Genomic DNA, 22,474 nt, shown 5'->3' with positions numbered 1-22,474 from the left:
CATTCCCACGCAGCTATTCACGCTGACCGGCTCGTCCGCGACCGTTAGGCGTCTCAGCGGCGGTGTCGCTGGTCGCGCTGGTGGTTTCGGCGTTGCAGGGTGGCGCTCTCGCTGACGCCGTGGATCGGCGCTATGGCAACGTACGAGTCTTCTATTCCCGTCCGCCGTCGACATGGGCGTCGCCTGCCGCGACACGTACGGTTCGGGCGCCTACGCCCAAACGTCGAATCCTGACGATCCATACGCCTGGCGGTGCTACCGCTGACCACCCGTGTCTCCGCCACTACAGAGGTTGAAAGGTCAGGATTACTGCGGTTCGGGACCGAGGGTCAGACCGGTGGGTCCAAGTGAGGACCGGTCTCGCCCGGGGTGGCCCGGCAGTTCAGGATCAGTGCGGCTGGGCCGGCTCAGGTTCGTGAGAGGTGGTCGCGCGGGCTTCTACCCGGCGGAATTCGGGCTTCTACCCGGCGGAATTCGGGCGATGTGACCGTTCGTAACGTCGCGGCGAGCACGAGGGCGCAGAGCGCTGCTCCGCCCCAGAAGACCGCTCTGACGCTGATCAGTTCCGCGGTGAGGCCGGCGACCAGAGCCCCCAGCGGCATCGATCCCCAGCTGATCAGGCGGCTGACCCCGCTGTAGCGCCCCATCATCTCGTCGGGCACGACGAGCGCGCGCAGCGAGCTGTAGGTGACGTTCCAGGCACCGGAGCCGGCGCCGCCCAGGACGGTCGTCACGGCGATCAGTCGGGGGGACGAGGTGATTGCTGGCGCTGCCAGCAGCACGGCGAAACAAGCCATCGACGTGGCGAGGACGACCCGCCGTCCCAGCCGGCGGGTGAGAGCGGGCGCGGCGGAGGCTGCCACGACGCCGCCCACTCCCAGGGAGCCAATCAGCAGTCCGTACTGCGAGCGGTTCAGGTCCAGCGGTCCGGGTGTGACCGCATAGACAACGATGACCGCCACCCAGGCCGCCCAGCATCCGCTCGCCGCGCCGGCGACCAGCAGCAGGGTTCGCAGAACCTTCTCGCGCCACACGTACTGGACGCCGTCCCAGATGTCGGCGCGGAGGCCGGACGCGCTCGTCCTTGATCCGGGGTGGCGGTCGCTGCGGTACCGGCCGGTCATGATCGCCAAGGCGATCAGCGCGCCCGCGTATCCCACTCCGCCGGCGCCGAGCGCGACGGCCAGTCCGGCGGCGGCCAGCAGGCCACCCAAGGGGGGCCCGATGAACTCGTTGGCCGCGGTCTCGGTCGCGGTCAACTTCGCGAACGCGGATTCCATGCGGTTGCGGGGCACGACCATCGGCACGACCGACATCCGGGTGGTGTCGGCGAACACCTCGGCGGTGCCGAGGAACAGCGACCCCGCGTACAGGCCGGCCAGCGGCAGCGTGTCCGCGAGGATGCCACCCACGAGCACGGCGAGGACCAAGGCGCGCGCGGCGGCCATCGTCATGATCAGGCGCCGGCGGTCGACCCGGTCGGCGAGCGCGCCAGCGTGCAGCGAGAACAACAGCCAGGGCAGGGTGTTGGCCAGGCTGATACCGGCGACCAGCGCCGGGGAGTTTGTCATCGAGACGGCCACCAGGGGCAGGGTCAGCTTGACGACTCCGTCGGCCAGGTTCGTGACCGCGGCACCGGCCCACAGCGCCATGAAGTTCCGCGCGCCGACGGTCGTCGGGTCGCTTGGCTGGGTGTCGCTCCGCATGGCCGGCAGCTTGCAGTATCCCGCGGTGCCACCCTAGAGTTTCGAATGGAGGCGAAACGTGGCGGTGTTCCTGGTCGACGCCGAAGTGATGGCGCAGGCGCGTTTCGGAACTTCGCAGCTCACCGAGACGTTGGGGGCGCTCAATATCCTGCGCCGGGGCCAGCCGCTTCCGTGGCACCGGGTCTGGCGGGACCAGTATGTCGATGCCTTCCATGGCTATCTCGACGGCGACCCGGTGACCGCGGCCATTCTGGCGCACGCGATCTCATCCTCCTGGATGGCTGACTTCCTGACGGTGCCGCCCGCCCGTCCGGACATGACGCTAGACGACGAGCTCGTGGAGCTGGAGTCGCTGTCGGATGGCCGAATCCGTGAGGATCTGGCCTACGTACGTTCCCCGTTGGCCCCGGAATTACGCGGTACAGGGTTGGCGAGCCGGACGGCCGCTCTGTTGCGCTGGGTCTGGCGCCACACGATTGAGGCGGACTGGCCGCGTCGGCAATCGGTGCTGCGCGCCGATGTGGTGTCCCGGATCTCCCGCCTGGGCAGGGACGGATGGTCCGGGGTCATCAACGACATGCGGCCGGGCATGCGCTGGCTCGGCGACGGGCGGCTGCAGGTCGAGGAGCGGCCTTACCCACCGTGCGACGTGCGGGGCGGGACGCTGACGTTCTTCGCGGCTCACTGCCGGGGAGGCTGGATCTCCTGGAGGTTGCCCGACCGCTTCGGGATTGTCTATCCGGTGACGGGGATCTTCACCGAGGCGGCTCTCAGCACACCGGATCCTCTGCGCCGCCTGCTCGGGACCGCACGGAGCAGGATTCTGGTGCAGGCGGCCGAGCCGGTCAGCACCACGGCCGTGGTCGCCGCGACCGGACTGCCGCTCGGCACGGTCGGTGGTCACCTGCGCGTGCTGACGGAGGCCGGTCTGCTCAAAAAGCGCCGGTCGGGTCGGGAAGTCCTCTATTGGTGGACGGATACAGCCAGGGCGCTCGTGGCCGGAGCCTCGTCGTTCTGACGGGGGCTCGGGCGCGGTACAGAGCCTCATCCACGTGAACGCGGACGGCGACCGCGAGATGCGGCACGCTGGCGGGGTAAAGGGGGCGGCCTCGGCCTGTCACTCGAGCAGTGGCACCCATGCGGCGGCGACGGTTCCCTCGCGTCGCGCCTCGGTGAGCCGTTGAGCCGGAAGCGGCTCGGAGTGCACTGCCTGCTGCAGGGGACCAACTCCGTAGACGACGGCGACGGCGCCCAGCGCCCTTGCGGCGGTCGCCCAAGTGGACGGTATCTCGGCGACGCCGTAGGCGAATACATGACCGGTCGGGTCATGCAACGCGAGACCCGTAGCGCCCAGACCCACACCCCAGGTGGTCACCCTCGCCGGATGTGTCGCCGATGGCCAGCGCGGCAGGCCCAACAAGATCGCCGCCTCCACCTGCGCCTCGCACCGCGAGCCAGTGAGGGTCTCCGTCCACGCGGCGCTGGCTGGCTCGAACCAGGCGACGGCGACGACCACCGGCCCGTCGGCGCGAGAAGGCTGCCCTGGCTGCGGGATGGGAAAAGGAGCAGCCCACGGCTTCTCCTGGCTCGTCACCCATACGTGCAGCCGTTCACCGCCGCGGCGTTTCGCATCATCGGCGACGGCAAGGACCCATGCATCGCTGACCTTGTCTCGCACGCCTGAGCTATCCGGTTGGTTCACCGGTGGAGTCGACTCCGTAGCACCTGCGCTTTCCGCAGCCGGTAATTTATCCGATGCCTCTCGCGATGTTGCTGATGTCCACGGGCGGCGTGCGTTCACCGGTTGAGTGGACCTGGGTACTGCCGCAGGTACGGGCCTGAACGCGTCGACTCCATTCGGCAGGAGCGTGATTGGCACGAGCTGGCCTGTCCTGTACAGCTGGTACCGAGCACATGTCAGCCAACCCTCCGCACTGTCGCAGTAGGCGTTGCGCCAGGCGCCCAAGCTTGCGTTGAGCAGCGGGAAGAGGGGGCAGTCCTGAGCGTGTGAGCAGCCCATGTCACTCCGATCTGGCCAGCGTCAACCCGGCGAATGGGTGGGATGGCATGAGTTGGAGGGGCAGGTCTCGGTCAGCAAGCATACATACTGTATGGACGACTGACGATCGAAAGGCGATCATGTCGAATGCCGCTTTGATCAACGGCCTGGTCACGCCCCACTACGGCCTGGTCGCGGTCGGACGGCCGTTGCCCGTGGCCGATGACGCGTCCGCGTCGGCCGTCTAGAAGAAGATCGGGGATGGCTGGTCAGGTGATCGCGCCCCTGGTCAGCCTGTCCGTCATTGTCGGGCAGAGCTGGTGGACTGCGATGCGCAAACGCAGCCGGAGGCCCGATCTTGTGTCACCGTTCGCAGTGGACTTCTTCGCGTACCCGCTCAGATCGGTCAGCGGCGCATTCGATAGCGCAGGTGAAGCACCCGGTTGCCCTGAATCACCACGTCAGGATCCTCCAACAGGTGCTGCGCGTGGACCGACCCGAAGTAGCGCTTGCCGGACCCGAACACGACGGGGACGACGTCCATGCGTACCTCGTCGACCAGGCCCGCGGCAAGCACCTGGCCACCGACGTCGCCAGCGGCGACCTCGACCATGCGGTCACCCGCAAGGTCCTGCGCCTTGGCCACGGCTGCCTCGACGCCGTCGACGAAGTGAAACGGCGCCTCGGGGTCCCAGCCCTCGGGCTCCGGCCGGTGCGTCACGACGACCACGTGGTCGATCCCGCCCGGAGGCTTCCCGTCCCAGCCGTCCGTCATGTCGAAGACGTGGCGGCCGACGATTGTCACCCCGATCTGGTCCCAGTACGGCCGGGTGTAGTCGTAGGACGTCTGCGACACCTTCACCTCGCCGCTCTCGTCCAACGGGACGTCACCGCTGGACAACCAGTCGAACAGCGGTCCGGGCTGGTCATTCTCGTCCGCGACGAAGCCGTCCACCGACACCGAGCTGTACATGACCACCTTGCCCACGGGGCTCTCCTCTGCTTTGGGATGCCCCCAAATTAGCGTGTCGTGAGCTGTCGCTCTTGTAAGAAATCAATCGGCCGGCAGCGGCCAGCCGTCCAGCGCGTGGCCGGGATGTTCGCGCAGGAACCGCCGCCGGACTTCGACGTACCGGGTCGGCGTGAGCCCGGTGAAGGCCCGGAACTCGTGGCCGAAGTGGGCCTGGTCGAAGTAGCCTGCGCCACCGGCGAGGTCGCCCCAGTCGATCGGTCCGGCGGGGTTGATCGCGAACACGGTGGCGGCGAAGCGGTAGGTGCGTGCCAGCCTCTTCGGCGTGACGCCGATGAGCTCCTTGAACCGCTGTGCCAGATGAGTGCTGCTGACACCGGCTGCCACCCTCAGGTCGCCGATCGCCACCGCCCCGCTGGTCGCCGCGATGACGTTGCTCGTATGGCGGACCAGCCCCAGGCCGGCGGTCTCGCACAGCCGTCGCATTAGCTCCTCCTCGAGCAGCGTCAGCATCTCGTGCGGTCCGTCCGCCGTGGCCGGCCGGTCTCGCAGCTCAGCAATGGCGGGCCGGCCCCAAACCTGCTCCACCGTCACGGGCCGGTCACACAGCTCGGCCGCGGGCATCGGCAGGAACGGCGCCAGCCCCCACGGCATGAAGTGCACGCCGACGGACCGGGTCTGGAGTGGGTAGCCGAACTCCCACGCGCGGGTGGGCATGGTGACCACGCAGCCGTCGGCGTACTCGGCCGTCTCGATGTCAGTGCCGGCGCGAATGCGGAACGGCGCCCCGAGGTTGACGATGAGCAACGCCGCCGGCATCGGCGGCAGCGTCAGCCGGGCGTACGGCGGCGCACCCTCCAGGTAGTAAAGGTCGTCGATCAGCCTGTCCAGCGGCGGTCGCGGCACTCTGGACACGTACTCCACACCCACAGCATCGCCGACGCCCCGCCGGCATCGCGCGCCGGGATGGTCCAGCCGCGCTGCCGCCAGCATCGAGCCGGCGCCGATCCCGGACAAGCGCCCGGCCGCGGACATTTGCGTGGGATACGCGTGCTGCGTGAGGGTTTGGGTGTGTGTCGGGATCGACACAAACCGATCCCCAACTCGGGCTGCGCGTTATCGGTGCCATCCCGATCAACTGACATGCACGCTACCGGGAGTGGATGAGCCCGGGCTGTCGTCCGGGCCCATCCGACGCCGAGAACTCCAATGCGGTGCGTCTCGTGCACGGGCACGACCAAGCTCGCGTCAACCTCCGTAGGCAGGTGGCGCAGAGATTGACCCGACGCGGTGCACTCACATGCCGAATAGCGGATGCCCCAACGCGGGTCTACGGGGTGTGCACGACAGGCTGATCACCTCCCCACATCTCCACCACGGTTCCACCGACTCCCTCTTGGATGAGATTCAAGACGACGGAGACAACCTCGGCCGGAGGAATCAGCGGGCGAGATGCCGCACGTTCATCGGCACTCATGCGCTCCCACTGGGCCTGGGCTCGGCTCAGCCCGATCCAGTCTGGCGCTACGGACATCATCCGGACCCCGTGGCTACTTTCCAAGCTGGCCAGACTGGCGGTGAAGCGAATCAGGCCAGCCTTGGCGGCCCCGTACTCGGGCGAGCCGTAGGACTCGAAGCCAATGCCACCGCTGGATGCGATGTTGATGATCGCGCCACCGCCTTGTTCCCGCATGGGGTCCAGAACGAGCTGACTAAGCAGCATCGGGGCGGTGAGGTTCAGGCTGATCGTCGCGGCCCACTCGGCAGCCGTCGCCTGCGGATACTGTCGCTGCGGGGTCCAGCCGCCGGCATTGTTGACGAGCACGTGAGGACCGCCGAGCTTCTGCGCTGCCGCCACGATGCGATTCATGTCGCCACGCTCTCGTACGTCGGCGCCTAACGCTTGTGCCGGCATTCCGCGCTTCTCGATCAAGCGTCCACACGCCTGCGCGGCTCGCTCATCGAGATCGGCTACGACGATGCCATAACCGGCGTGGGCAAGGCCAAGCGCGATTTCGCGTCCCAATCCATTGCCGGCGCCGGTAACGATCGCGGTGCGAACCATGATCACGCTCTCCCCTGAAGTCGCCCGTCGTGGTCGGCTCTTCCTACCCGCGGACTTGCCGTCTGAGACGCAAGCGGACACGGCCGATCGCCAGCGCCTCATCCGGATCTGCCGCCACCCGTGCGCGTCCCCTTCATGGCCTGCTGTGCCGGCTGGAGGCCGTTAGGCTACACATATGGTCCGGGATGAACTGCTGCGGCTGCGAGCGAGGGCGGAGGCTGAGGCGGCGACGCTGGCCCAGGATCTGGAGGCGCTGTTCCTGGCATCGCGGGATTCGAATGCCGACGACGAGCACGACCCGGAGGGCGCCACAATCGGCTTCGAACGCGCCCAGTTGACCGCGCTGCTGGCCGGGGCGCGGGAGCGGATCGCCGACGTTGACGACGCGCTGCGTCGGGTGGACGCGGCGACCTACGGCGTCTGCGAACGATGCGGGCAGCCGATCGGCGATGAACGGCTCGCCGCGCGGCCGTTCGCTCGCTTCTGCATGGCATGCGCATAGGGCATCAAGGAGTGAACACTGGGGGCGCTCACTAATTCCAGCGAAGCGTTTACGCGGGCCAGGACCAGATGCGCTCAACTGCCGCGGACAAGGCGCGCACTGGCCGTCTATGCTCGTCACTGTCCGTGTGCCTACCCGTTCCGCCATTGAGACGTGTCCGTCGCGTGCTCAAGCGCGAGCTGGCTCTTCGTGTCCAGTTGGCCTCGCGCGGCGCGCCACTTGGTCAACTACGCGGTTCGGTTCGGGCTCCTATACTCGCCCGATGATCGAGGGATGGTCGGTTGTCCCGGTTCGGGCGGCGGTGGAAGCTGCCGGCCCGAATGCTGAGGTGGTGCATGGTGATGGGGTCACCTTTGCGTATGGGGCCGACGCTCTGGTCGTGATCGCCGACGCCGGAGACCGGACTCACGGCAACGCTGTCGACAACGCGAACACGCTGATGCTGCGGGAGCCTTTGCCCAGCGAGGCGACTCAGTGGATAGATTCGAAGAACAAGTCTGGCCAGCCACTTCTGGGCTTTGTCAAGATGGCCGATGGCTGCCTGGCTCTCGGTGAGCTCTACCAAGCCTGCAGCATCTACGGCGGGACGGACCTGTCCACCGGAGAACAGGGCTCCCTCACGTTTGCGAGGCTGACCTGGGACAAGCGGCTTCCTCCCGACCTGCTGGACAAGGTGCTACCGACGCCGGCACTGCCGGTACCCGGCATCGACTGGCTGGACGATGTGCCTCAGGACCTGACCCGGGCACTGCAGTCCTTTCTGATTGGTTGGTACGCCGACGTGCCGATGCCACCGGCGCCACCCCCACGCGCGGCCATGACGCTTCCGCCCCCGTTGCTGGCCTTCCACGACATCGCCGCCGGCCGCGAGGAACTCCTCGGCCGACAGGACTTCATCGAGCCGCTCGACGAGATCGAGTACCTCGAAGACGAGCCCCTAGTGGTCTTCGCGGCCGAAAACCAGGGCGTCTGGGTCGCATCGATCGACCCCACCGACGACGATCCGGTCGTTTGGTACGACGGCGGCCCGGAGCGGCTGCGCGAGCGGGAACGCCTCGGCGGTTTCCTGCTCCAGTTCGCCCTCAACGAAGCGGTGAACACCTCACCGTTCAGCGGCTTCGCCACGATCACCCCGGAGGTGCTGGACCGGTTCGTCGAGGACCTGGTTCCCGTCCCGCTGCAGCCGATGCGTGTACCTGGCGACCCGACGCGCCATTGGGTGGCTCCCGGACTGGTCGCTGTGGCCGCCGACTACGGCGAGAGTGGTATCTGGCTAAGCGTCGGCAGCCGGCAACGCTCGGCCCTGCGGCCCCTACGCTCGCGCCTCGACTGGGAACACTTCAACGGCTAACCAACGAGATCTCTCCGGTCCCAGCACGCCGACTGCGGAGAGATTAGGCACGTACCGCTGGTCGGCGGTCTACCCAAGACCAAGTGCGCACATCTGCCGCTACGGGTGGGCTGGCGTTGATGGCCGCGGAGGTGGGTGCATGGGGCCGACCTGATGCTTGCGCGGAGAACGGGGTAGCTGTCCGCCGATTGGCGTGGGACCATCACCGCTGTGCCTGAGTTGATCGTACGGGACATGACGAGGGACGAGTTCGAGGAGTGGCGTGACCGCACCATCCGGGCATTCGCGGATGAGCAGGTAGCAGCCGGAAACTGGCCCGCGGACGAGGCCCTCGAGTTGGCCACCAAGGCAAACGACGTCCTGTTGCCGGATGGCTTTGCGACTGCCGGAATGCTGTTCTTGAGGGCCATGCTTCCCGACGGCAGCTATGTGGGTGTGTCGTGGCTGGGCTTGACGCATCCGCGCGGTGCCCCCGACTGCGCGTTCATCTACGACATCGAGATCGATGAGGCGTACCGCGGATCCGGCTACGGGCGCGCGCTCCTGGCTGCTGCGGAGGACGCGGCGCGATCTCGTGGCGTGGGTCGTGTAGAGCTCAACGTCTTCCGTGACAACGACCGGGCGATCCGGCTGTATGAGACTTCCGGCTATCGCGTCGTGACACAACAGATGCGTAAGTCGCTCAATTAAACGAGAGTCAGACCGTTGCCGCCGCCGGTGCACTGATCTGCCGCGTAGCGCTCGTCACGCAAGGCAACCAGTTCACGGTGCACGCATCCGGACATGCCGATGTCCGGATGAAACGTGGGCCAGCTAGTTGGGCCACGCCGGTCAGACGGAGGCGAGGAACGCTCGCACCCGCTGCATGAGTAGCGCGGACGCCTCAGGGTCGTACGCGTCGAGCGAGGAGTCGGCGAATAGGTGCTGGTCGCCCGGATAGACGAACAGCTCAGCGGCCGTCGTGGAGCCGGCGAGCTCGCGCGCGGCCGGCAGGTCCTCGTCGAAGAACTCGTCGTCCTCCTTGCCGTGGATCTGCACCGGCACGCCCTCGGGCCACCTCTGTCCGAATTCCGCCACCGGGAGACAGGAGTCGATGAGGAGCGCCCCGCGGGCACCGGGCCGGGTCTGCGCAAGCCGCTGGGCGATCGTCACGCCGAAGGAGAATCCGGCGTAGACGAGCTCGGGGCCGAGTTCGTCGGCCGCGGCGACGCCGCGCTCCCGGATCGCGTCGAGCCCCAACTCTCGGGCGAATCCGAACCCTTCCTCGATGCTGCCGAACGTGCGGCCGTCGAACAGGTCCGGCGTGTGCACGGTGTGCCCGGCCTGTCGCAGGCTGTCGGCGAAGCTCCGGACCCCGTCGGTCAGGCCTTGGATGTGGTGATAAAGCAGCACCTCGGTCACGGCGTTGAACTCCCTGCGAACGATCGGAATTTCTGGAACGTTCCGCGATGCTAGTCTGTTATGCCATGGCCGACAACCCCCCGGACTACGAGCTAGCCGACCGGATCGCGCTGACCAGACCGGACCAGGTGAAGGCCATCGGCCACCCGCTCCGCACGATGATCCTGCAGCTCCTCCACGAGCGGGCCGCAACCGTGACCGAGTTAGCGGAGGCAGTCGAGCGCCCCAAGAGCACGGTCGCGCACCACGTGGACGTGCTCACCCGGAACGGCCTGCTCCAGGTGGTGCGCACGCGGAAGGTGCGAGCGATCGAGGAGCGCTTCTACGGGCGCACCGCGCGCATGTTCTACATGGCAGCGGAGCCATCACCCACTGGCGAACAGATGCCGGGCGACTTCAACGACTTCGAGGTGGCGGCACGCGAGTCCGGGAAAGCGTTCGAGCAGGGAAAGCTTTGGGGCTTCATCCGGCATGCGCGTATCTCGCAGGATCAGGCCTCTCAGTTCTGGGACCGGATGGCGCAACTGGTTGATGAGTTCGACCGGATGCCAAGGTCCGGCGAAACCATGTACGGGTTCGCGATCGGCATCTATCCCACCGACCACCCGACGCTGCCAGCAGCGGAGTGAACACCTACTCGAGAATCGCGGACGGCCTGATCGTGCACCTGGTCAAGCAGGCTGCTGCCGTCGTCACTGACGATCGATCCGCCGGCAGACCAAGTCAGGCCGCCGTTCCTCCTCGGATAGCCGGACATCGGGTAAGACCTCGCCGTGCCAGTAGCCGGTGATTCTTCGGAGCGGAGTCTCGCGTTCGGCAAGCCAAGGCATGCCTCGCGTTGCGGCTTGCACGGTCATCAGAACGCTGCTGATCCTGTCGCATTGCCATGGGCGGAGTGCCCGGATCTGCCGATGAGCGCACGGTGCCGGTGTCCGCTCAGCAAGCCTGCTGTGGTTAGCATCGCTTGTGACAGATCTTCATGTACTTCGTGTGTTCTGCGGTCCCGGCGGTAGGTACGGAAACCAGCTCGGCGTTGTTCTTGACGGCCATGCCGTGGCCACTGGCCAGGACCGCCAAGCCGTGGCCGCGCGGCTGGGCTTCAGCGAAACTGTCTTCGTCGATGATGCCGGCACAGGGGTCGTCGATATCTATACGCCGAGCATGCGGCTGCCGTTTGCCGGGCATCCCCTGGTGGGGACGTCCTGGTTACTGGGTCGGCTCCGAGCCAGGCCGGAACTCCTACACCCGCCGGCGGGCTCGGTGCCAACCTGGCAGGAGGGCGAGTTCACCTGGATCAGGGGTCGCGCGCAGTGGGCGCCCGACAGGCGCATGCAGCAGTACGCCTCAGCCGAGGAGGTCGACTCGCTGCCGTGCCCGCCGCCAGGTGACGGGTGGCTGTACGCGTGGGCGTGGCAAGCCCGGGCCGCCGGTCGGGTGCGTACCAGGGGATTTCCCCGCCGGGGCGACGCCATCGTCGAGGATGAAGCCACCGGAGCGTCCGCGATCGTGCTGACCGCCGAACTGCGCCGGGCGCTGGACATCATGCAGGGCAAGGGATCGCAGATCCTGACTCGACCAGGTCCGAACGACACCGTCGATGTCGGCGGCCGGGTCATCCTTGAGGAAACCCGCTCCCTCTAAATGAGCCACCCCCACAGCGCCCAACCCAGGCCTGCAAATATCCGCACATGCCGCTGATCGGGCGTGGGCTGCTCGGCTGTTGCACAGTCATGCCAAGAACCGGTAACGCCCGGTCTGCGCCGCGGCCCCGTGCCTCCGATCTTCGGGTTGAGCTCGGGGCGACGGTATCTGACGGTCGGTCAGATTGACTCGTGGGCGGGCAGATCGAGGAGGTCACGGGCGCCTTGGCGCAACAGGGCCGCGGCGACGGAGGTCCCGAGGGTGATCCGGTCCGCCGCCCATTCGTGCACGTCGAGCACGGTCTTGCCGTCGAGGCTGATCACCCTCGCCCGCAGGCCGAGGCGCCCGTCGGGCTCAGTGCGCGCGAGCGCAGCAATCGGTGAGTGACAGTTGCCCTGCAGGATGTGCAACATGGTCCGCTCGGCCACGGTCTCCTGCTCGGTCCGCGGGTCGCCGAGGCTCGCGGCCAGGCCACGGGTACTGGTGTCGTCGTCACGGCACTGCAGGACCAGGGTGCCGGAGCCGACGGCCGGGACCATCGTGTCGACGTCGATCGGGTGGGTGATCCGGTCGGCCTGCCCGATCCGCTGCAGGCCGGAGACCGCGAGCAGCAGCGCGTCGTACGTCTCGCCGGCGTCGAGCTTGGCCAGCCGGCTGTTCGCGTTGCCCCGGATGGCCACCGGCACCAAATGCGGCCAGTGCAGGGCCAGCTGCGCGACCCGCCGCACCGCGGAGGTACCGATCCGGGTGCCGGCGGGCAGCTGCTCAATGCGCAGTCCGCCCGGGTGTACCAGGCAGTCCCGGACGTCGTCGCGGGTGAGGTAAGCGGCCATCACCGTGCCTGCCGGTGCCGGCCGGTCCCCGGGAACGTCCTTGACGCAGTGCACCACCAGGTCGACGTCCCCGGCGACCAGGGCGGCGTCCACCTCCTTGGTGAACGCCCCCTTGCCGCCCAGTGCGGCCAGGTCGCCGTGCCACCGGTCCCCGCTGGTCGACATCGACGCCACGTCCACGGTGACCTCGGGGTGCCGGTCGGCGAGCATCGCGCGGACCCGCTCGACTTGAGCCAGCGCCATCGGGGAGTTGCGAGTGCCGATACGCAGCAGGCGGGAGTCGGACATACCGGCGAGGGTAGTCCGCTAGATACGGGCGCCGACGACGACCTCGGAGCTGCATGATTCCACTACCGAAAATCAGCACCTCCGACGGGTCGCAAAAGGTCGGGAAGCCGAGCGGTCGGGCGGATCGCGGTCACAGGTCTTTGGCCATGTTGCGGGCGGTCTCGGTGAAGCCCAGCTGCTCGTAGAGGGCCCGGGCGCCGGTGTTGTGGGCGAAGACGCGCAGACCGATTCGGGTCAGCGCGTTGTCGCGGCACCAGCGCTCGGCGGCCAGCATGATCGCGCGGCCGTAGCCCTGACGGCGTACGTCGGGTTCGACGGCGACGTTGTAGACGAACGCGGTGTCGTGGGTGACTTTGACCCAGAGGAAACCGACCCGACGGTCGCCGTCGTAGGCGTACCAGAAATGGTGGTCAGGGGTGGCAAACTCGTCGGGAAGCAGCTGCGCGTAGGTGTGGGCGGCGTCGCGGGCCGCCTCCTGCGCCGACTGGCCCAACGCGGCGACGCTCTGCGCGTAGTGCGCCTCGGCCTCGGCCCGCCACGGCTTGTACTGATCCTCGCTCATCGGCTCCAGCCGAACGTCCGCCACGATTGACAACCTACCGAGTCAAAAGCACCCGCTCGCCCTCTCAGTACGGGGCCGCCGGTCCACGGCGACCCTAGCGTTACGCGCATGCGAACACGTACACGTCGTGCCGTCGACCGCTTACCGCCGGGCGGGCGACGTCGTCAGGATCGGCGTACGCTTCCCCGACGCCAAGGGCTGGTGGCGTAACTTCACCGCCGACGGCGCCCGGCTCACCCGTCCAGCTGGACGGCGTCGACCGCCCCGGCCACGGCCTGGCCCACCGCGACGCCAAGGGCCCGGTGACCGTCACGGTCCGCCTCTGACACGAGCGAGGCGGACCGTCAGAGGCGGAAGGCAGCCGGCGACGCCGAGTTCGCCGGAGGGACGGTCTTCCAGGTGCCGCCGTAGCTGGCGCGGATGGACGATGAGGAACTCGCGGTACTCGACGGCCCGGTGCCTTCTTAAGGAGGCCGGGCCAACGCGCAGCCGAGTGGCGTGCCGCAGGCTCGTAGCGTGAACGCCCTTCAAGGCCAGACATCCGGATCTGCCGCGAGGCGCGCGCTCCCGGCTACTGGCCAACCGCATCGGGGCCCACGCCTGAGCATTGCCGGTAGTGGAGCAGGTCGGCAGCATGAGGCAGTCGGATCGGCGGTGTGGCGTCGCGCATCGCGATCAGCCCGAGTATCGGTCCGCGGCGGATCGCGGTATCAATCGCGGACTGCGCGTCCGGATCCAGTGACTCCCCAGGTGGCCGCCGCCATGCAAGCCCCGCAGAGCTCGTCATAGCGTTCCTGCCTATCGACCAAGCCTCGTCGACCACACTCCGGCACCGATAGTCAAACATGGTCTTATCGTCCAAGGCAGTGCTGCGTCCAGCAATCAGAATCCGCCGGAAGGCCGCCACCGACGACCTCTGCCGCGATCCCGCAGTTGCTGTTGAAGAGTGGCATCCGGATGGGCCGTTTCGGGAGCTCGCTCATAATGAGCGGGCTCCCCGGAGCCTGGCTCCGACTCGAACGGTGCTGCCACCCCTGGGTTCAGTGACGCGCGGTACCGGCGCCGCGCGTTGGGCAGGCCGACCTCTGAGCGTAGTACGTCCGGGCGCAACGCAGGGGTGTCCGGATCTGCCGCGATCCGATCGCTACGCTACGTGACGGCTCCGCCCGGCTGGTCGGCGTGCGGACATGCCGATGACCGTGCACCGCGCGACGTAGTCTTCAACAGTGGACACAACGGCCCTCACACCCCGCGTGCTGGTGATCGGGTTGGATCCGTATCGGGTGCCGGGGCCGTGGGACCCCAAGCCAGTCGCAGACGGCATCGAAGTCGGGAGGGCCCGATTCGTCGAACACGGCGTGGGGGCTGAGTTCTGCCTGTTCGGCCTCGACGGCAGCGACGATGTGGAGGCGGTCGTCACCACTGCCCTTTGCGCCCAGCCTTGGGATTGCGTCGTCATTGGTGGCGGGGTGCGCAATCAGCCGGAACTGTTCGAGCTGGTGGTCAATCTGGTGCGGCGGCACGCGCCCGACGCAGCGATCGCATTCAACGCCACCCCGGCGGACACCTTCGACGCGGCCGCCCGCTGGGTTGAGGTGCCCGGATGATCGCTCATGCCGCGAAGCGCTCGTCATCGAAGGTGACTTCGGTGACGGTCGTCGGCGCCCGGACGTGCCGAGAAGAGCGCGTCCCCGATGATGACGACTGGCTTCAGGCGACGTCCTCGCGAGCGTAAGGGCACTCCTCAATGCCACCGTGCCGTCCTAGCGCACGCGGCCGTTGAAATAGACCAGGGCGCCGACACATGGGACTGTCCAGCCGGTGGTGGCAGCGACGAATCCTGCCAGAGCCGGCATCTGCCACCTGCGGGCGAGGTGCGCGCAGAGCGGCACCGCCAGCAGCAGGCTTGGGGCCAGGATCAAGGCCGTGTCCTGGAGGACGGCGCCGATGTCCGCCGGCTCCGAGGGGCATCCGAACTGGCCAGTGCACTCCTTCAAGCGGCTGCCGACGTACGAGTAGCCGGGCGCGCTGCCAGCCTCCGAACCGTTCATCATCGCCGTCAGGCTGGCCGGCAGACACCAAGCCACTGCATACCAAGCAGCGAGCGCCGTGTAGGCGCGCCCCGTCCGGCCGTCTACGCGATCCTCGATCATAATCGGAGCCTATATTCACTGCTCCAGAGCGCTCATCCGCCGCAGTGCGCTCGCTGCCGGACAGCGCACGAGAGTGACCGTGCGCAGCAACCGTCTGATCTCGTGGCCGTCGCCTGACGCGCCCGCTCAGTCGTCGGCTTCCTGTGCCGCGGCGGCGATCGGCTCGAGCCCCGCGATCAGCTCGTCGAGCTCGTCGGCGGTGAGCACGTCATACGCCGGAGCCGCCAGCTCGTCGGTGAGGGCCTCGATCCGCTGCTTGGTTTCCCGGCCGGCGTCGGTGAACCCGCCGGCGGCGTCCACGAGGCCGCGGCGGCGCAACCCGTCGACGACACCGGCGAGCTGTGCCTTGGGCAAGTGGTGGGTCCGGCCGAACTCCTCCGCCCTCATGCCGAGGGAGAGAGCGAGCAGGACGTGGGCCTCGGTGCCGCCGATGCCGTGGGCGAGGAGGGCGGCGTTGTGGCCGTCACCGCGGTGCTCCCGCAGCAGCGTCGCCGCGTGCCAGAGCCTGGCCACCGGCTCCGCGGGCACGTCGAGCGCCCGGAGTCCTGCGTACAGCGCGCGGCCCTCGGTCGGCGCACTGGCCGCTGCCCGGGTGGCGAGATCGGCGGCCCGCACCAGACCGGGGGCGTCGGCGAGCTGCCCGATCCTCTGCCGCAGCGCTGCGGCGCTGCCCCGCTCGCGCACCGCGATCGCCTCCTGCGGGGTGGTCTTCCCCCAGACCCACGGGATGTGGCGCGCCACCTCGCCGTCGGCGAAGTTGTAGAAGACCGCGTGCACCACCTCGGCCGGCGCCAGCCCCAGCGGCGCGGCCCGGCCCGCGAAGTACCCGTCCCAGTAATTGCGCATACCCAAGGCCAGGAACGCCTCGTTCGGCACCTCGGAGAAGGTGACGGTGGCGATCGGCTCGACGAGCTCGAACATGCGGTGGACCTTGGCCAGTGGGTGCTGCATCGGTCGACATCTCCTTTGGCCGTGACCGCGCCCTCGTGGGCGGCCTCTCACACAGCTACGAACAACGCAGCCCGGATACGACAACTCCGGCCGACATCAATCCAGCCAAGATCAGGCTTACTCTCATCAGCGTAAGACGTTCTGGTCAAGCGGTTGGTCGGGTGCCTCGTCCGTCGTCGGTCCCTGCATAGTCGTCGTCTTTCTCGTCGGTCTTGTCGAACGTCAGGTCTTCACTGCGCCGCGCCCACGAGGTCAACATGGGCTGCACGCACACGACCCGCGGTTGTTGGCGAGCTGGCCCAGCACCCGCCACCGGTGACCGGTCGGCTCACAGGCGACCGTCGCCGCCGCGAAGCCCTTGGACGCTGCCTGTTTCGCCGCCCAGTCCAACGCCGTCCCGAGGTTCCAGGCGTGGCACTTGAACCTCTTGCGGGCCAGCACCTTCGAGTCGTGGTCGGTGACCACGACCATCTGCTTCTCCTCGGCCAGGTCGATCCCGATGATCGCGTTCGAGACCGGCACCAGAGCCCGCAACCGGGCCAATCGCGCGTTGCGGTTGCGATCACCCCGGGATACGCCGCTACCGTTACCCACGAACGTCCTCCTCCTGCGATGGGACACCAAGCCCGCAAGCGCATCAGGAGGACGTTCCTACGCCCTGCAGCGACACGCAGAACGTCTTTCTATGCCCCCGGCCGGGCGCCGCAGGGCGTCACGAAGGGCCGGGCAGCGGGCACGCGGTCCTGCCGAGTTTCGCTGCGCTAGCTCGAGCACGTCGCGCCACAGCCCTCGCATCATGGCTCGATGGCGGTTGGTCCCGCCGCGCGGCATCAACCGGTCGACCCGCAGCTTGACCATGCCTGCTGAGCAGAGACCCACACCGGCGGCGACCGCCAGTGCTGCCGTGGCGAACAACGCCATTGTCACCGGAAGGCAGCGGACGAGCGCCGATACGAGGACCGACAGACCGAAGATCATCCCGATGGCGAGGCAACGGTATCCCCAGACCGGGCTGCGGTGGCCGCCGCTGCGTTGGACCCGCGCAACAGCCCTATCGAGTTTTTGTCGCCGCCACTGCCACCGTCCTCATCCCAGGGCGCCCAGTATGCACCGGGCCCAGAATCCGGCGTACAGGTCGACTCGTCCGTCGCCCGCCAGCCAGCCGCCGTCAGGTGGCGGCTGCTCTGGTGTTTCTTCTGGTACCGCCCGTTGGCGCGGTTCAGCCCTCGGCGAGGGTGATCCGGACCGCGAGCAGGTGCCCGGCAGCGTCGCGGTCGACCTGGACCGGGAAAACCCCATCGCCCCAGCTGGTCATGGCGAACAAGATCTGCGCGTCGCCGAGGGGCAGGGTGCCGCTCTCCGTATCGCTGGCCCGTACCTGGCGCATCACCTGCCAGTGGTGCGAGTGCGGCCGGAAGTCGACCGCCAGCCCTCGGCTGGGCTCGGCGTCCCGCCAGGCCTGCACCGTCATCGCCCGTCGGAGGGCGGAACGGATCGGCAGGTCCGTCCAGCCGTAGCTGCCCTCATCACCCAGCGTGGCGAGCGGCTCGGCGGTGAATTCCCGCGCCGCCGCCGGCGCGTCGGCACCCCAGAACGCCACATCGGCGAGGCCGTCCAACGGCTCCTCGTGGCGCCACAGATCGAGGGCGACCACGTCGGCGAAGGCCAGCCGAGCCGCGTCGACGCCGACCACGCCCACGTCGACCGTGGAGTGTGGACAGATCTAAGAAGGAAAGCAACCACTAGTCGCTGCTCCTCAGAGTCGGCGTGCGGTGGGACGCCACGCCCAGGAGAGCATGGCCAGTCCTGCGAACATTGTCGGAGCGATGAGGTTGCCCAGGGCCTGGTGCATGGCGACGTGGGAAGCGGCCGCACCAACCATGTTGATCATTACGCCGGCGTAGGCCCACTCCTTGAGCCGACGCAGCCGGGGCGCCAGCAGCACCACGGCCGCGATGAGCTTCGCGGTGCCCATGATGGTGGCCAGGTAGCCGGGGTAGCCCAGGCCGATCATCACGGGATAGAAGGGCGGCGCCCGGAACAGGTCCATCGCGCCGCCGACCGCACACTCGCCCACCACGACTGCGGTGACCAGCCAGTAGGCACCGGTGCGGTAGCGGGGTCGCGCGGCAGGTGACGGGGCGCTCGGCCCGGCAGTCGCCATTCCGACCCCGGTGGCTCCGCCGCCCGGCCCGGACGCAGCGGCTGTCGCACGTACCATCGGATCCTCCGATCGATACGGATCCGTTCTCTTATAATGAGTACGGTACCGTTTCGATCGAGGTGAGGCAATGACCAACGGTCCTCGATCCGACGGCGATCCCCGGGAGCCGATCTCCCGCGGCGCGGGCGCCCGGCAACGGGTGCTCCAGGCCGCCCTGCAGGTGCTCGACGAGCACGGCCTGGCGGGTTTCACCATGGAGGCCGTCGCCCGGCGCGCCAGCGCGAGCAAGGCCACCGTCTACCGCCACTGGCCCACCGCCGGCGCGCTCCTGGTCGACGCCATGGACGCCACCTTCCAGCCCTTCCCCGTGCCGGACACCGGCCGCGTGGAGACCGACGTCGCCCAGCTCCTCACCGCCTTCGTCACCCTGCTCGACCGCACCCCGTTCCCGCGCCTGCTCGCCGCCTTCATCGACGCCGCCGAACGCGACCCCACCCTCGCGACCCTCCACGCCGACCTGACCCGGCGCCGCCGCGAACCGCTGCTCGTCGCGTTGACCCGCGCCCGCGAACGCGGCCAACTGCCCCACCATCTCGACCCGGAGCTCTCCATCGACCTGCTCACGAGCCCGTTCTTCTACCGGCGCTTCGTCGCCCACCAGCCCATCCCCCCACGGCTGGTCGACGACGTCATCGCCCACGTGCTCGGCACCGGCGGCCGGCTTCCTGCTAACGGCGTTGGGGCTTGATGAGCAATCGCGACAATGCTTGAGGGAGGGACCGCGCCCCGCTCGACCGGAGGTGGTCGTGCTGCCCGCGCTTCTCTCGTCAATCGGCTGGAGGCGCGACCGGGGCGGCCTGTGCCGGCCTCCACGACGTACGCGGTGAAGTCGGTCGTGTCCTGGAGTCGGGATACCTGGTCGTCGTACTCGGGGTGTCCGCCTTCGCGCAGGCGCAGCGCCTCACGAAGGACCCTGTGCCAGCGCTGGTCGTAGTAGGAGAGACCCCAGCGGCCGGCGCCCGACTTGGTGGTCATCTCCGCGGTGACGATCAGGTGGTGCAGGCGGGCGACCCCGAGGACGGACCAGCAGCAGGCGTGATCGAGTTCCGCCTCCGGCTCGTCCACGGAAGAGGTGGCGAGCTGGTCGGTGATGGTGCGCCAGTAGGTGTCGAGGTTATCGACGGTGTAACCGTGCAGGACGTGCCTGTCGGTCCAGATGTCGAGGGGTGACAGCTGGGGGCCGGTGACCGTGACGCCGTGCCGGGCCAACTCGTGCCAGGCGACGAGTTGGTCGAGGTGCCCGATGCGGAACTCGCGGTGCAGCACCACGGGTACCGGTGGCAGCTTCCGCGGGTCGGAGGCCAGGTCGGAGACGAGGACGTGCATCCCGTCGAAATCGATCGGGGAGGACGCTGCCATCTGCTCGTGTGCCTGCCGCAGTTGCTCCACCTCGCCGTCGGATGGCCGGTGAGTGAGGGTGGCGACGAAGTCCACGTCCGACTGCCCCTCGATCCACTCCCCGAACCCGGTGCCACCTGTCAGGTAGAGGCCGGTCACCAGCCCTTCCGGAACCAGTGAGAGGAAGCGGACGCAGAGTTCCTGAACGGCCCCCGGGAGATGCACGGGGTGACCATACCTGCCACATCCGAAGCCAAAGCCCGCCCGCCGGCTCAGGGAGTGACATGCCGGCTACCTCGCCGTCCGGATCTGCCGCCGATCGTGCGTTACTCAGCGACACGACAACCGGCTGAGGCCGGAGGTGGCTGGCACACCCTCTTGAGCGTCCTAGGACGTGGATTTGTCGTTCACGAAAGGCGCGACCGGCTCGCGGCCATCGCGACTGCCCGCGGGCATCCAATTTCCGGGCGTGAGCCATCAAGTCATCGACCTGGCCGAAGCCGCACTCCGGGCCGTCCCCACCCCGGCCCGGAGGGTCGGCATCCGTCTCCCCCATTAGCGCGGGATGAGCATCAACACCGCTCCGTCGTCGGAGACAGCGGTGACGTCGTCGCTGGGCTCGCGGCCTGCAGCATCACGCTCCTGCGCTCGCCTCTGGGCCTCAATCACCCTGTCCGCGTCGCTGTCGGCGAGCGCTTGTCCACCTCCAGGGCCAAGCCGAACACCACCTCCAGCTCTCCGCCCGGCAGCGTGATCAGATTCCGGACGCCGACGACATCCAGGCCGCCGCGGGTCTGGCGCTCGACGCGCTGCGGTCGCGCCTGTACCTCCCTATCCGGGCTGGCCCGGAACACCGGAGGTGCCCACCTCTGGAAGGCATAGTCGTCACCGGCTAGATCGGCGAGGCTGGATGTGTGCAGCGTTGGGGTTCGAGTCGCCTCGGAGGTCAATACCTCGAAATCGAGCCTCGGACTCACCGAAGACGTCACCGTGCTGGCGGCCCAGCTCAGGGCATTGCGCGTGGGATTCGCGTCTCGGCTCGCGGGAGCCATGTCGACGGCGTCGCGTCGGCACCCAGAGCCAAAGTTCGATACAAGAAGGTACCTCTTGGCCGGTGTTCTCTGGAAGGTCACACCCGATCCGTCCGCCCGCATCACTGCAGGCCAGAACGCTGTTCCTTGCCTGGCTACGTTGAACACTTCGGGCGCGGTGACCACTTCGCCGACCTGCACCCAATCTGCACCCATCTGCAAGGCCGGGCCAGCGGGGCTCTTCCGCGTCTTCATGGTGAGGTTCGCCGAGAACCCCAAGCCATCTGTCGGTTCTCGGCGAAGGCGATCCGGGGCTCGGTGATCACTCTTCGCGTCATCGCCACTGGCCTCGACCGCGCGGGCATCCCGGCAGCGCGGGTACTGAAGTACATAGCGGACCGGCCGCGCGGGGCGATCAGCGGCGAATCCGCGCACCCGATTGAGCGCGTCGAGCGCGACGACCACCTCGTCGGGCTGCACCCAACCTGCACCTGCAAAGGCCAGAGCAGCCCGGAACGCCGTACCGTCAGCTCAGCGGATTCCCACGAAGAAGCGAGTCTGGTCGCTGCGGTGCAACGCGTGGTAGGCCTCAAAACGGGTGCCGTCCGGCAGCCAGGCCACGGACTCGATGCCGAGCAGCGGCGTTGAGGTCGTGATCTCGAGCAGGGCGGCGTCCTCGGGCTCGGGGAAGACGGCTTCGATCCAACGGTCGGCCCCGACCGGTTCCAATCCGTACCGGCGGCGCAGTACGTCGTACAGCGACTGGTTCTCGAGCACCGCGCGTTCCAGGCCGGGCACCAGCCGGGCCGGCAGGGCCGTGTCGACGAGCAGCCAGGGCTGACCGTCGACGCGTCGGAGTCGGCGCATCCGTACGACCGGCTCGCCCACCCGGATCTGCAGGAGTTCGGCCTCGCGCTGGTCCGCCGGGCCCAGGGCCTGACTGATCGTGTGCGTGGTGACCCGGCGTCCCGACTCGCGCAGGTCGTCGGCGGAGCCGGACATGGAGCCGACGAAGCGCAGCTCGGTCTTGCGGGGCGCGACGAAGGCGCCCCGTCCCTTGACCTTGTAGATCATCCGTTGCTGGACGAGCTCGCGCAGCGCCTCCCGCACGACCGTGCGGGAGACGCCGTAGAGGTCGGTCAGCTCCGCCTCGGACGGCAACGGCTGGTCCGGGGCGATGTCGCCGGCCTCGATCCGGCCGCGCAGCTCCCGCATCAGCTGCATCCACAGCGGCTCGCTCCCGTCCCGGGTGAGCCGCCGGTAGGTCATCGTCATGGACTTCCTTCCCCGTCGATCGAGTACAGCATGCCACGGCAGAACGAGCCCTGTCATGACAGGGCTTGCGGCCGGATGACCGCTCGATCGCCGGAGGGACACAAAGACGTAACCGCCGTCACTGTGACTTGGAGCACGTTTGGCATCCAGCCCTAGCCAACCTGTCACTACAGGTCTGTAATGA

At 68.1% G+C, this 22,474-nt stretch carries 24 protein-coding genes; 8 read left to right on the top strand and 16 right to left on the bottom strand.

Features of this window, described 5'->3' with window-relative positions; translation table 11 throughout:
* Positions 1–407 precede the first annotated feature (407 nt).
* Entirely contained in the window at positions 408–1,706 is a 1,299-nt protein-coding gene (locus tag ACFYPD_RS16445) for an MFS transporter (protein WP_387113631.1), read from the bottom strand.
* A gap of 58 nt (positions 1,707–1,764) precedes the next feature.
* Between ACFYPD_RS16445 and ACFYPD_RS16440 the strand changes: the two genes are divergently transcribed.
* Positions 1,765–2,724, top strand: coding sequence for an ArsR/SmtB family transcription factor (locus ACFYPD_RS16440; RefSeq protein WP_387113630.1), 960 nt, complete (start codon positions 1,765–1,767; stop codon positions 2,722–2,724).
* 99 nt (positions 2,725–2,823) lie between these two features.
* Here ACFYPD_RS16440 and ACFYPD_RS16435 read toward each other — a convergent pair whose 3' ends face one another.
* From ACFYPD_RS16435 to ACFYPD_RS16420, 4 genes are all read right to left on the bottom strand, one after another.
* Positions 2,824–3,408 carry a hypothetical protein gene (locus tag ACFYPD_RS16435; protein ID WP_387113628.1) on the bottom strand — a complete coding sequence of 195 codons (585 nt, stop codon included), beginning with the start codon at positions 3,406–3,408 and terminating at the stop codon, positions 2,824–2,826.
* A gap of 703 nt (positions 3,409–4,111) precedes the next feature.
* Entirely contained in the window at positions 4,112–4,693 is a 582-nt protein-coding gene (locus ACFYPD_RS16430) for a dihydrofolate reductase family protein (RefSeq protein ID WP_387113626.1), read from the bottom strand.
* A 66-nt stretch (positions 4,694–4,759) separates the two neighbouring features.
* On the bottom strand, positions 4,760–5,764 hold the full coding sequence (locus tag ACFYPD_RS16425; RefSeq protein ID WP_387113624.1) for a helix-turn-helix domain-containing protein: 1,005 nt from the start codon (positions 5,762–5,764) through the stop codon (positions 4,760–4,762).
* 241 nt (positions 5,765–6,005) lie between these two features.
* Positions 6,006–6,740: an SDR family NAD(P)-dependent oxidoreductase gene (locus ACFYPD_RS16420; protein WP_387114369.1), complete on the bottom strand. Its 735-nt coding sequence runs from the start codon at positions 6,738–6,740 to the stop codon at positions 6,006–6,008.
* Between the two features lie 175 nt (positions 6,741–6,915).
* On the opposite strand from ACFYPD_RS16420, the gene ACFYPD_RS16415 reads away from it, so the two are divergent.
* From ACFYPD_RS16415 to ACFYPD_RS16405, 3 genes are all read left to right on the top strand, one after another.
* A complete protein-coding gene (locus ACFYPD_RS16415; protein ID WP_154937180.1) occupies positions 6,916–7,242 on the top strand; it encodes a TraR/DksA C4-type zinc finger protein in 327 nt (108 codons plus the stop codon).
* A 262-nt stretch (positions 7,243–7,504) separates the two neighbouring features.
* The gene (locus ACFYPD_RS16410) at positions 7,505–8,593 is read left to right on the top strand and encodes a hypothetical protein (protein WP_387113622.1); all 1,089 of its coding nucleotides are present in this window, start codon (positions 7,505–7,507) and stop codon (positions 8,591–8,593) included.
* Positions 8,594–8,803: 210 nt separating this feature from the next.
* The gene (locus tag ACFYPD_RS16405; RefSeq protein WP_387113620.1) at positions 8,804–9,283 is read left to right on the top strand and encodes a GNAT family N-acetyltransferase; all 480 of its coding nucleotides are present in this window, start codon (positions 8,804–8,806) and stop codon (positions 9,281–9,283) included.
* Positions 9,284–9,424: 141 nt separating this feature from the next.
* Here ACFYPD_RS16405 and ACFYPD_RS16400 read toward each other — a convergent pair whose 3' ends face one another.
* Complete coding sequence (locus ACFYPD_RS16400; RefSeq protein ID WP_387113619.1) at positions 9,425–9,994, bottom strand: dienelactone hydrolase family protein; 570 nt, start codon at positions 9,992–9,994, stop codon at positions 9,425–9,427.
* 65 nt (positions 9,995–10,059) lie between these two features.
* Here ACFYPD_RS16400 and ACFYPD_RS16395 point away from each other — a divergent pair, with 65 nt between their 5' ends.
* Positions 10,060–10,623: an ArsR/SmtB family transcription factor gene (locus tag ACFYPD_RS16395; RefSeq protein WP_387113617.1), complete on the top strand. Its 564-nt coding sequence runs from the start codon at positions 10,060–10,062 to the stop codon at positions 10,621–10,623.
* 337 nt (positions 10,624–10,960) lie between these two features.
* Positions 10,961–11,635: a PhzF family phenazine biosynthesis protein gene (locus ACFYPD_RS16390; RefSeq protein WP_387113615.1), complete on the top strand. Its 675-nt coding sequence runs from the start codon at positions 10,961–10,963 to the stop codon at positions 11,633–11,635.
* 179 nt (positions 11,636–11,814) lie between these two features.
* Here ACFYPD_RS16390 and hemC read toward each other — a convergent pair whose 3' ends face one another.
* Positions 11,815–12,756, bottom strand: coding sequence for a hydroxymethylbilane synthase (gene hemC / locus ACFYPD_RS16385; protein ID WP_387113613.1), 942 nt, complete (start codon positions 12,754–12,756; stop codon positions 11,815–11,817).
* A gap of 130 nt (positions 12,757–12,886) precedes the next feature.
* Positions 12,887–13,342 carry a GNAT family N-acetyltransferase gene (locus ACFYPD_RS16380; RefSeq protein ID WP_387113611.1) on the bottom strand — a complete coding sequence of 152 codons (456 nt, stop codon included), beginning with the start codon at positions 13,340–13,342 and terminating at the stop codon, positions 12,887–12,889.
* Positions 13,343–14,544: 1,202 nt separating this feature from the next.
* On the opposite strand from ACFYPD_RS16380, the gene ACFYPD_RS16375 reads away from it, so the two are divergent.
* Complete coding sequence (locus tag ACFYPD_RS16375; protein ID WP_387113609.1) at positions 14,545–14,925, top strand: hypothetical protein; 381 nt, start codon at positions 14,545–14,547, stop codon at positions 14,923–14,925.
* A 156-nt stretch (positions 14,926–15,081) separates the two neighbouring features.
* Here the strand turns inward: ACFYPD_RS16375 and ACFYPD_RS16370 are convergent, their stop codons facing one another.
* The 5 genes from ACFYPD_RS16370 to ACFYPD_RS16350 form a co-directional block, all read right to left on the bottom strand.
* Positions 15,082–15,471 (bottom strand): hypothetical protein, encoded by a 390-nt coding sequence (locus ACFYPD_RS16370; RefSeq protein WP_387113607.1) that lies wholly within the window; start codon positions 15,469–15,471, stop codon positions 15,082–15,084.
* Between the two features lie 126 nt (positions 15,472–15,597).
* Positions 15,598–16,422, bottom strand: a complete 825-nt coding sequence (locus ACFYPD_RS16365) for a MarR family winged helix-turn-helix transcriptional regulator (RefSeq protein WP_387113605.1) — start codon at positions 16,420–16,422, stop codon at positions 15,598–15,600.
* Positions 16,423–16,674: 252 nt separating this feature from the next.
* Positions 16,675–17,016 (bottom strand): hypothetical protein, encoded by a 342-nt coding sequence (locus ACFYPD_RS16360; protein ID WP_387113603.1) that lies wholly within the window; start codon positions 17,014–17,016, stop codon positions 16,675–16,677.
* 625 nt (positions 17,017–17,641) lie between these two features.
* The gene (locus tag ACFYPD_RS16355) at positions 17,642–18,121 is read right to left on the bottom strand and encodes a hypothetical protein (RefSeq protein WP_387113601.1); all 480 of its coding nucleotides are present in this window, start codon (positions 18,119–18,121) and stop codon (positions 17,642–17,644) included.
* A gap of 57 nt (positions 18,122–18,178) precedes the next feature.
* Complete coding sequence (locus tag ACFYPD_RS16350; RefSeq protein WP_387113599.1) at positions 18,179–18,586, bottom strand: DoxX family protein; 408 nt, start codon at positions 18,584–18,586, stop codon at positions 18,179–18,181.
* 127 nt (positions 18,587–18,713) lie between these two features.
* Here ACFYPD_RS16350 and ACFYPD_RS16345 point away from each other — a divergent pair, with 127 nt between their 5' ends.
* Entirely contained in the window at positions 18,714–19,334 is a 621-nt protein-coding gene (locus ACFYPD_RS16345; RefSeq protein WP_387113597.1) for a TetR/AcrR family transcriptional regulator, read from the top strand.
* On the opposite strand, the gene ACFYPD_RS16340 is transcribed toward ACFYPD_RS16345, so the two are convergent.
* From ACFYPD_RS16340 to ACFYPD_RS16330, 3 genes are all read right to left on the bottom strand, one after another.
* Positions 19,223–20,209: an aminoglycoside adenylyltransferase domain-containing protein gene (locus ACFYPD_RS16340; RefSeq protein WP_387113595.1), complete on the bottom strand. Its 987-nt coding sequence runs from the start codon at positions 20,207–20,209 to the stop codon at positions 19,223–19,225. The genes ACFYPD_RS16345 and ACFYPD_RS16340 overlap by 112 nt on opposite strands.
* Before the next feature lie 440 nt (positions 20,210–20,649).
* Complete coding sequence (locus ACFYPD_RS16335) at positions 20,650–21,495, bottom strand: hypothetical protein (RefSeq protein WP_387113593.1); 846 nt, start codon at positions 21,493–21,495, stop codon at positions 20,650–20,652.
* 51 nt (positions 21,496–21,546) lie between these two features.
* Complete coding sequence (locus ACFYPD_RS16330; RefSeq protein WP_387113591.1) at positions 21,547–22,290, bottom strand: GntR family transcriptional regulator; 744 nt, start codon at positions 22,288–22,290, stop codon at positions 21,547–21,549.
* Positions 22,291–22,474: the final 184 nt, after the last annotated feature.

Source organism: Micromonospora sp. NPDC005299 (assembly GCF_042872345.1).
GTDB lineage: Bacteria > Actinomycetota > Actinomycetes > Mycobacteriales > Micromonosporaceae > Micromonospora.
Note: the sequence above shows the minus strand (reverse complement) of the source record. Positions and strands in the feature narration are given on the sequence as shown.

Bases quoted from the DNA above. Each gene is read 5' to 3' on its own strand.
- ACFYPD_RS16445 (WP_387113631.1), bottom strand. From the start codon at position 1,706: ATGCGGAGCGACACCCAGCCAAGCGACCCGACGACCGTCGGCGCGCGG.
- ACFYPD_RS16420 (WP_387114369.1), bottom strand. From the start codon at position 6,740: ATGGTTCGCACCGCGATCGTTACCGGCGCCGGCAATGGATTGGGACGC.
- ACFYPD_RS16415 (WP_154937180.1), top strand. From the start codon at position 6,916: ATGGTCCGGGATGAACTGCTGCGGCTGCGAGCGAGGGCGGAGGCTGAG.
- ACFYPD_RS16410 (WP_387113622.1), top strand. From the start codon at position 7,505: ATGATCGAGGGATGGTCGGTTGTCCCGGTTCGGGCGGCGGTGGAAGCT.
- ACFYPD_RS16395 (WP_387113617.1), top strand. From the start codon at position 10,060: ATGGCCGACAACCCCCCGGACTACGAGCTAGCCGACCGGATCGCGCTG.
- hemC (WP_387113613.1), bottom strand. From the start codon at position 12,756: ATGTCCGACTCCCGCCTGCTGCGTATCGGCACTCGCAACTCCCCGATG.
- ACFYPD_RS16370 (WP_387113607.1), bottom strand. From the start codon at position 15,471: ATGATCGAGGATCGCGTAGACGGCCGGACGGGGCGCGCCTACACGGCG.
- ACFYPD_RS16365 (WP_387113605.1), bottom strand. From the start codon at position 16,422: ATGCAGCACCCACTGGCCAAGGTCCACCGCATGTTCGAGCTCGTCGAG.
- ACFYPD_RS16350 (WP_387113599.1), bottom strand. From the start codon at position 18,586: ATGGCGACTGCCGGGCCGAGCGCCCCGTCACCTGCCGCGCGACCCCGC.
- ACFYPD_RS16345 (WP_387113597.1), top strand. From the start codon at position 18,714: ATGACCAACGGTCCTCGATCCGACGGCGATCCCCGGGAGCCGATCTCC.
- ACFYPD_RS16330 (WP_387113591.1), bottom strand. From the start codon at position 22,290: ATGACGATGACCTACCGGCGGCTCACCCGGGACGGGAGCGAGCCGCTG.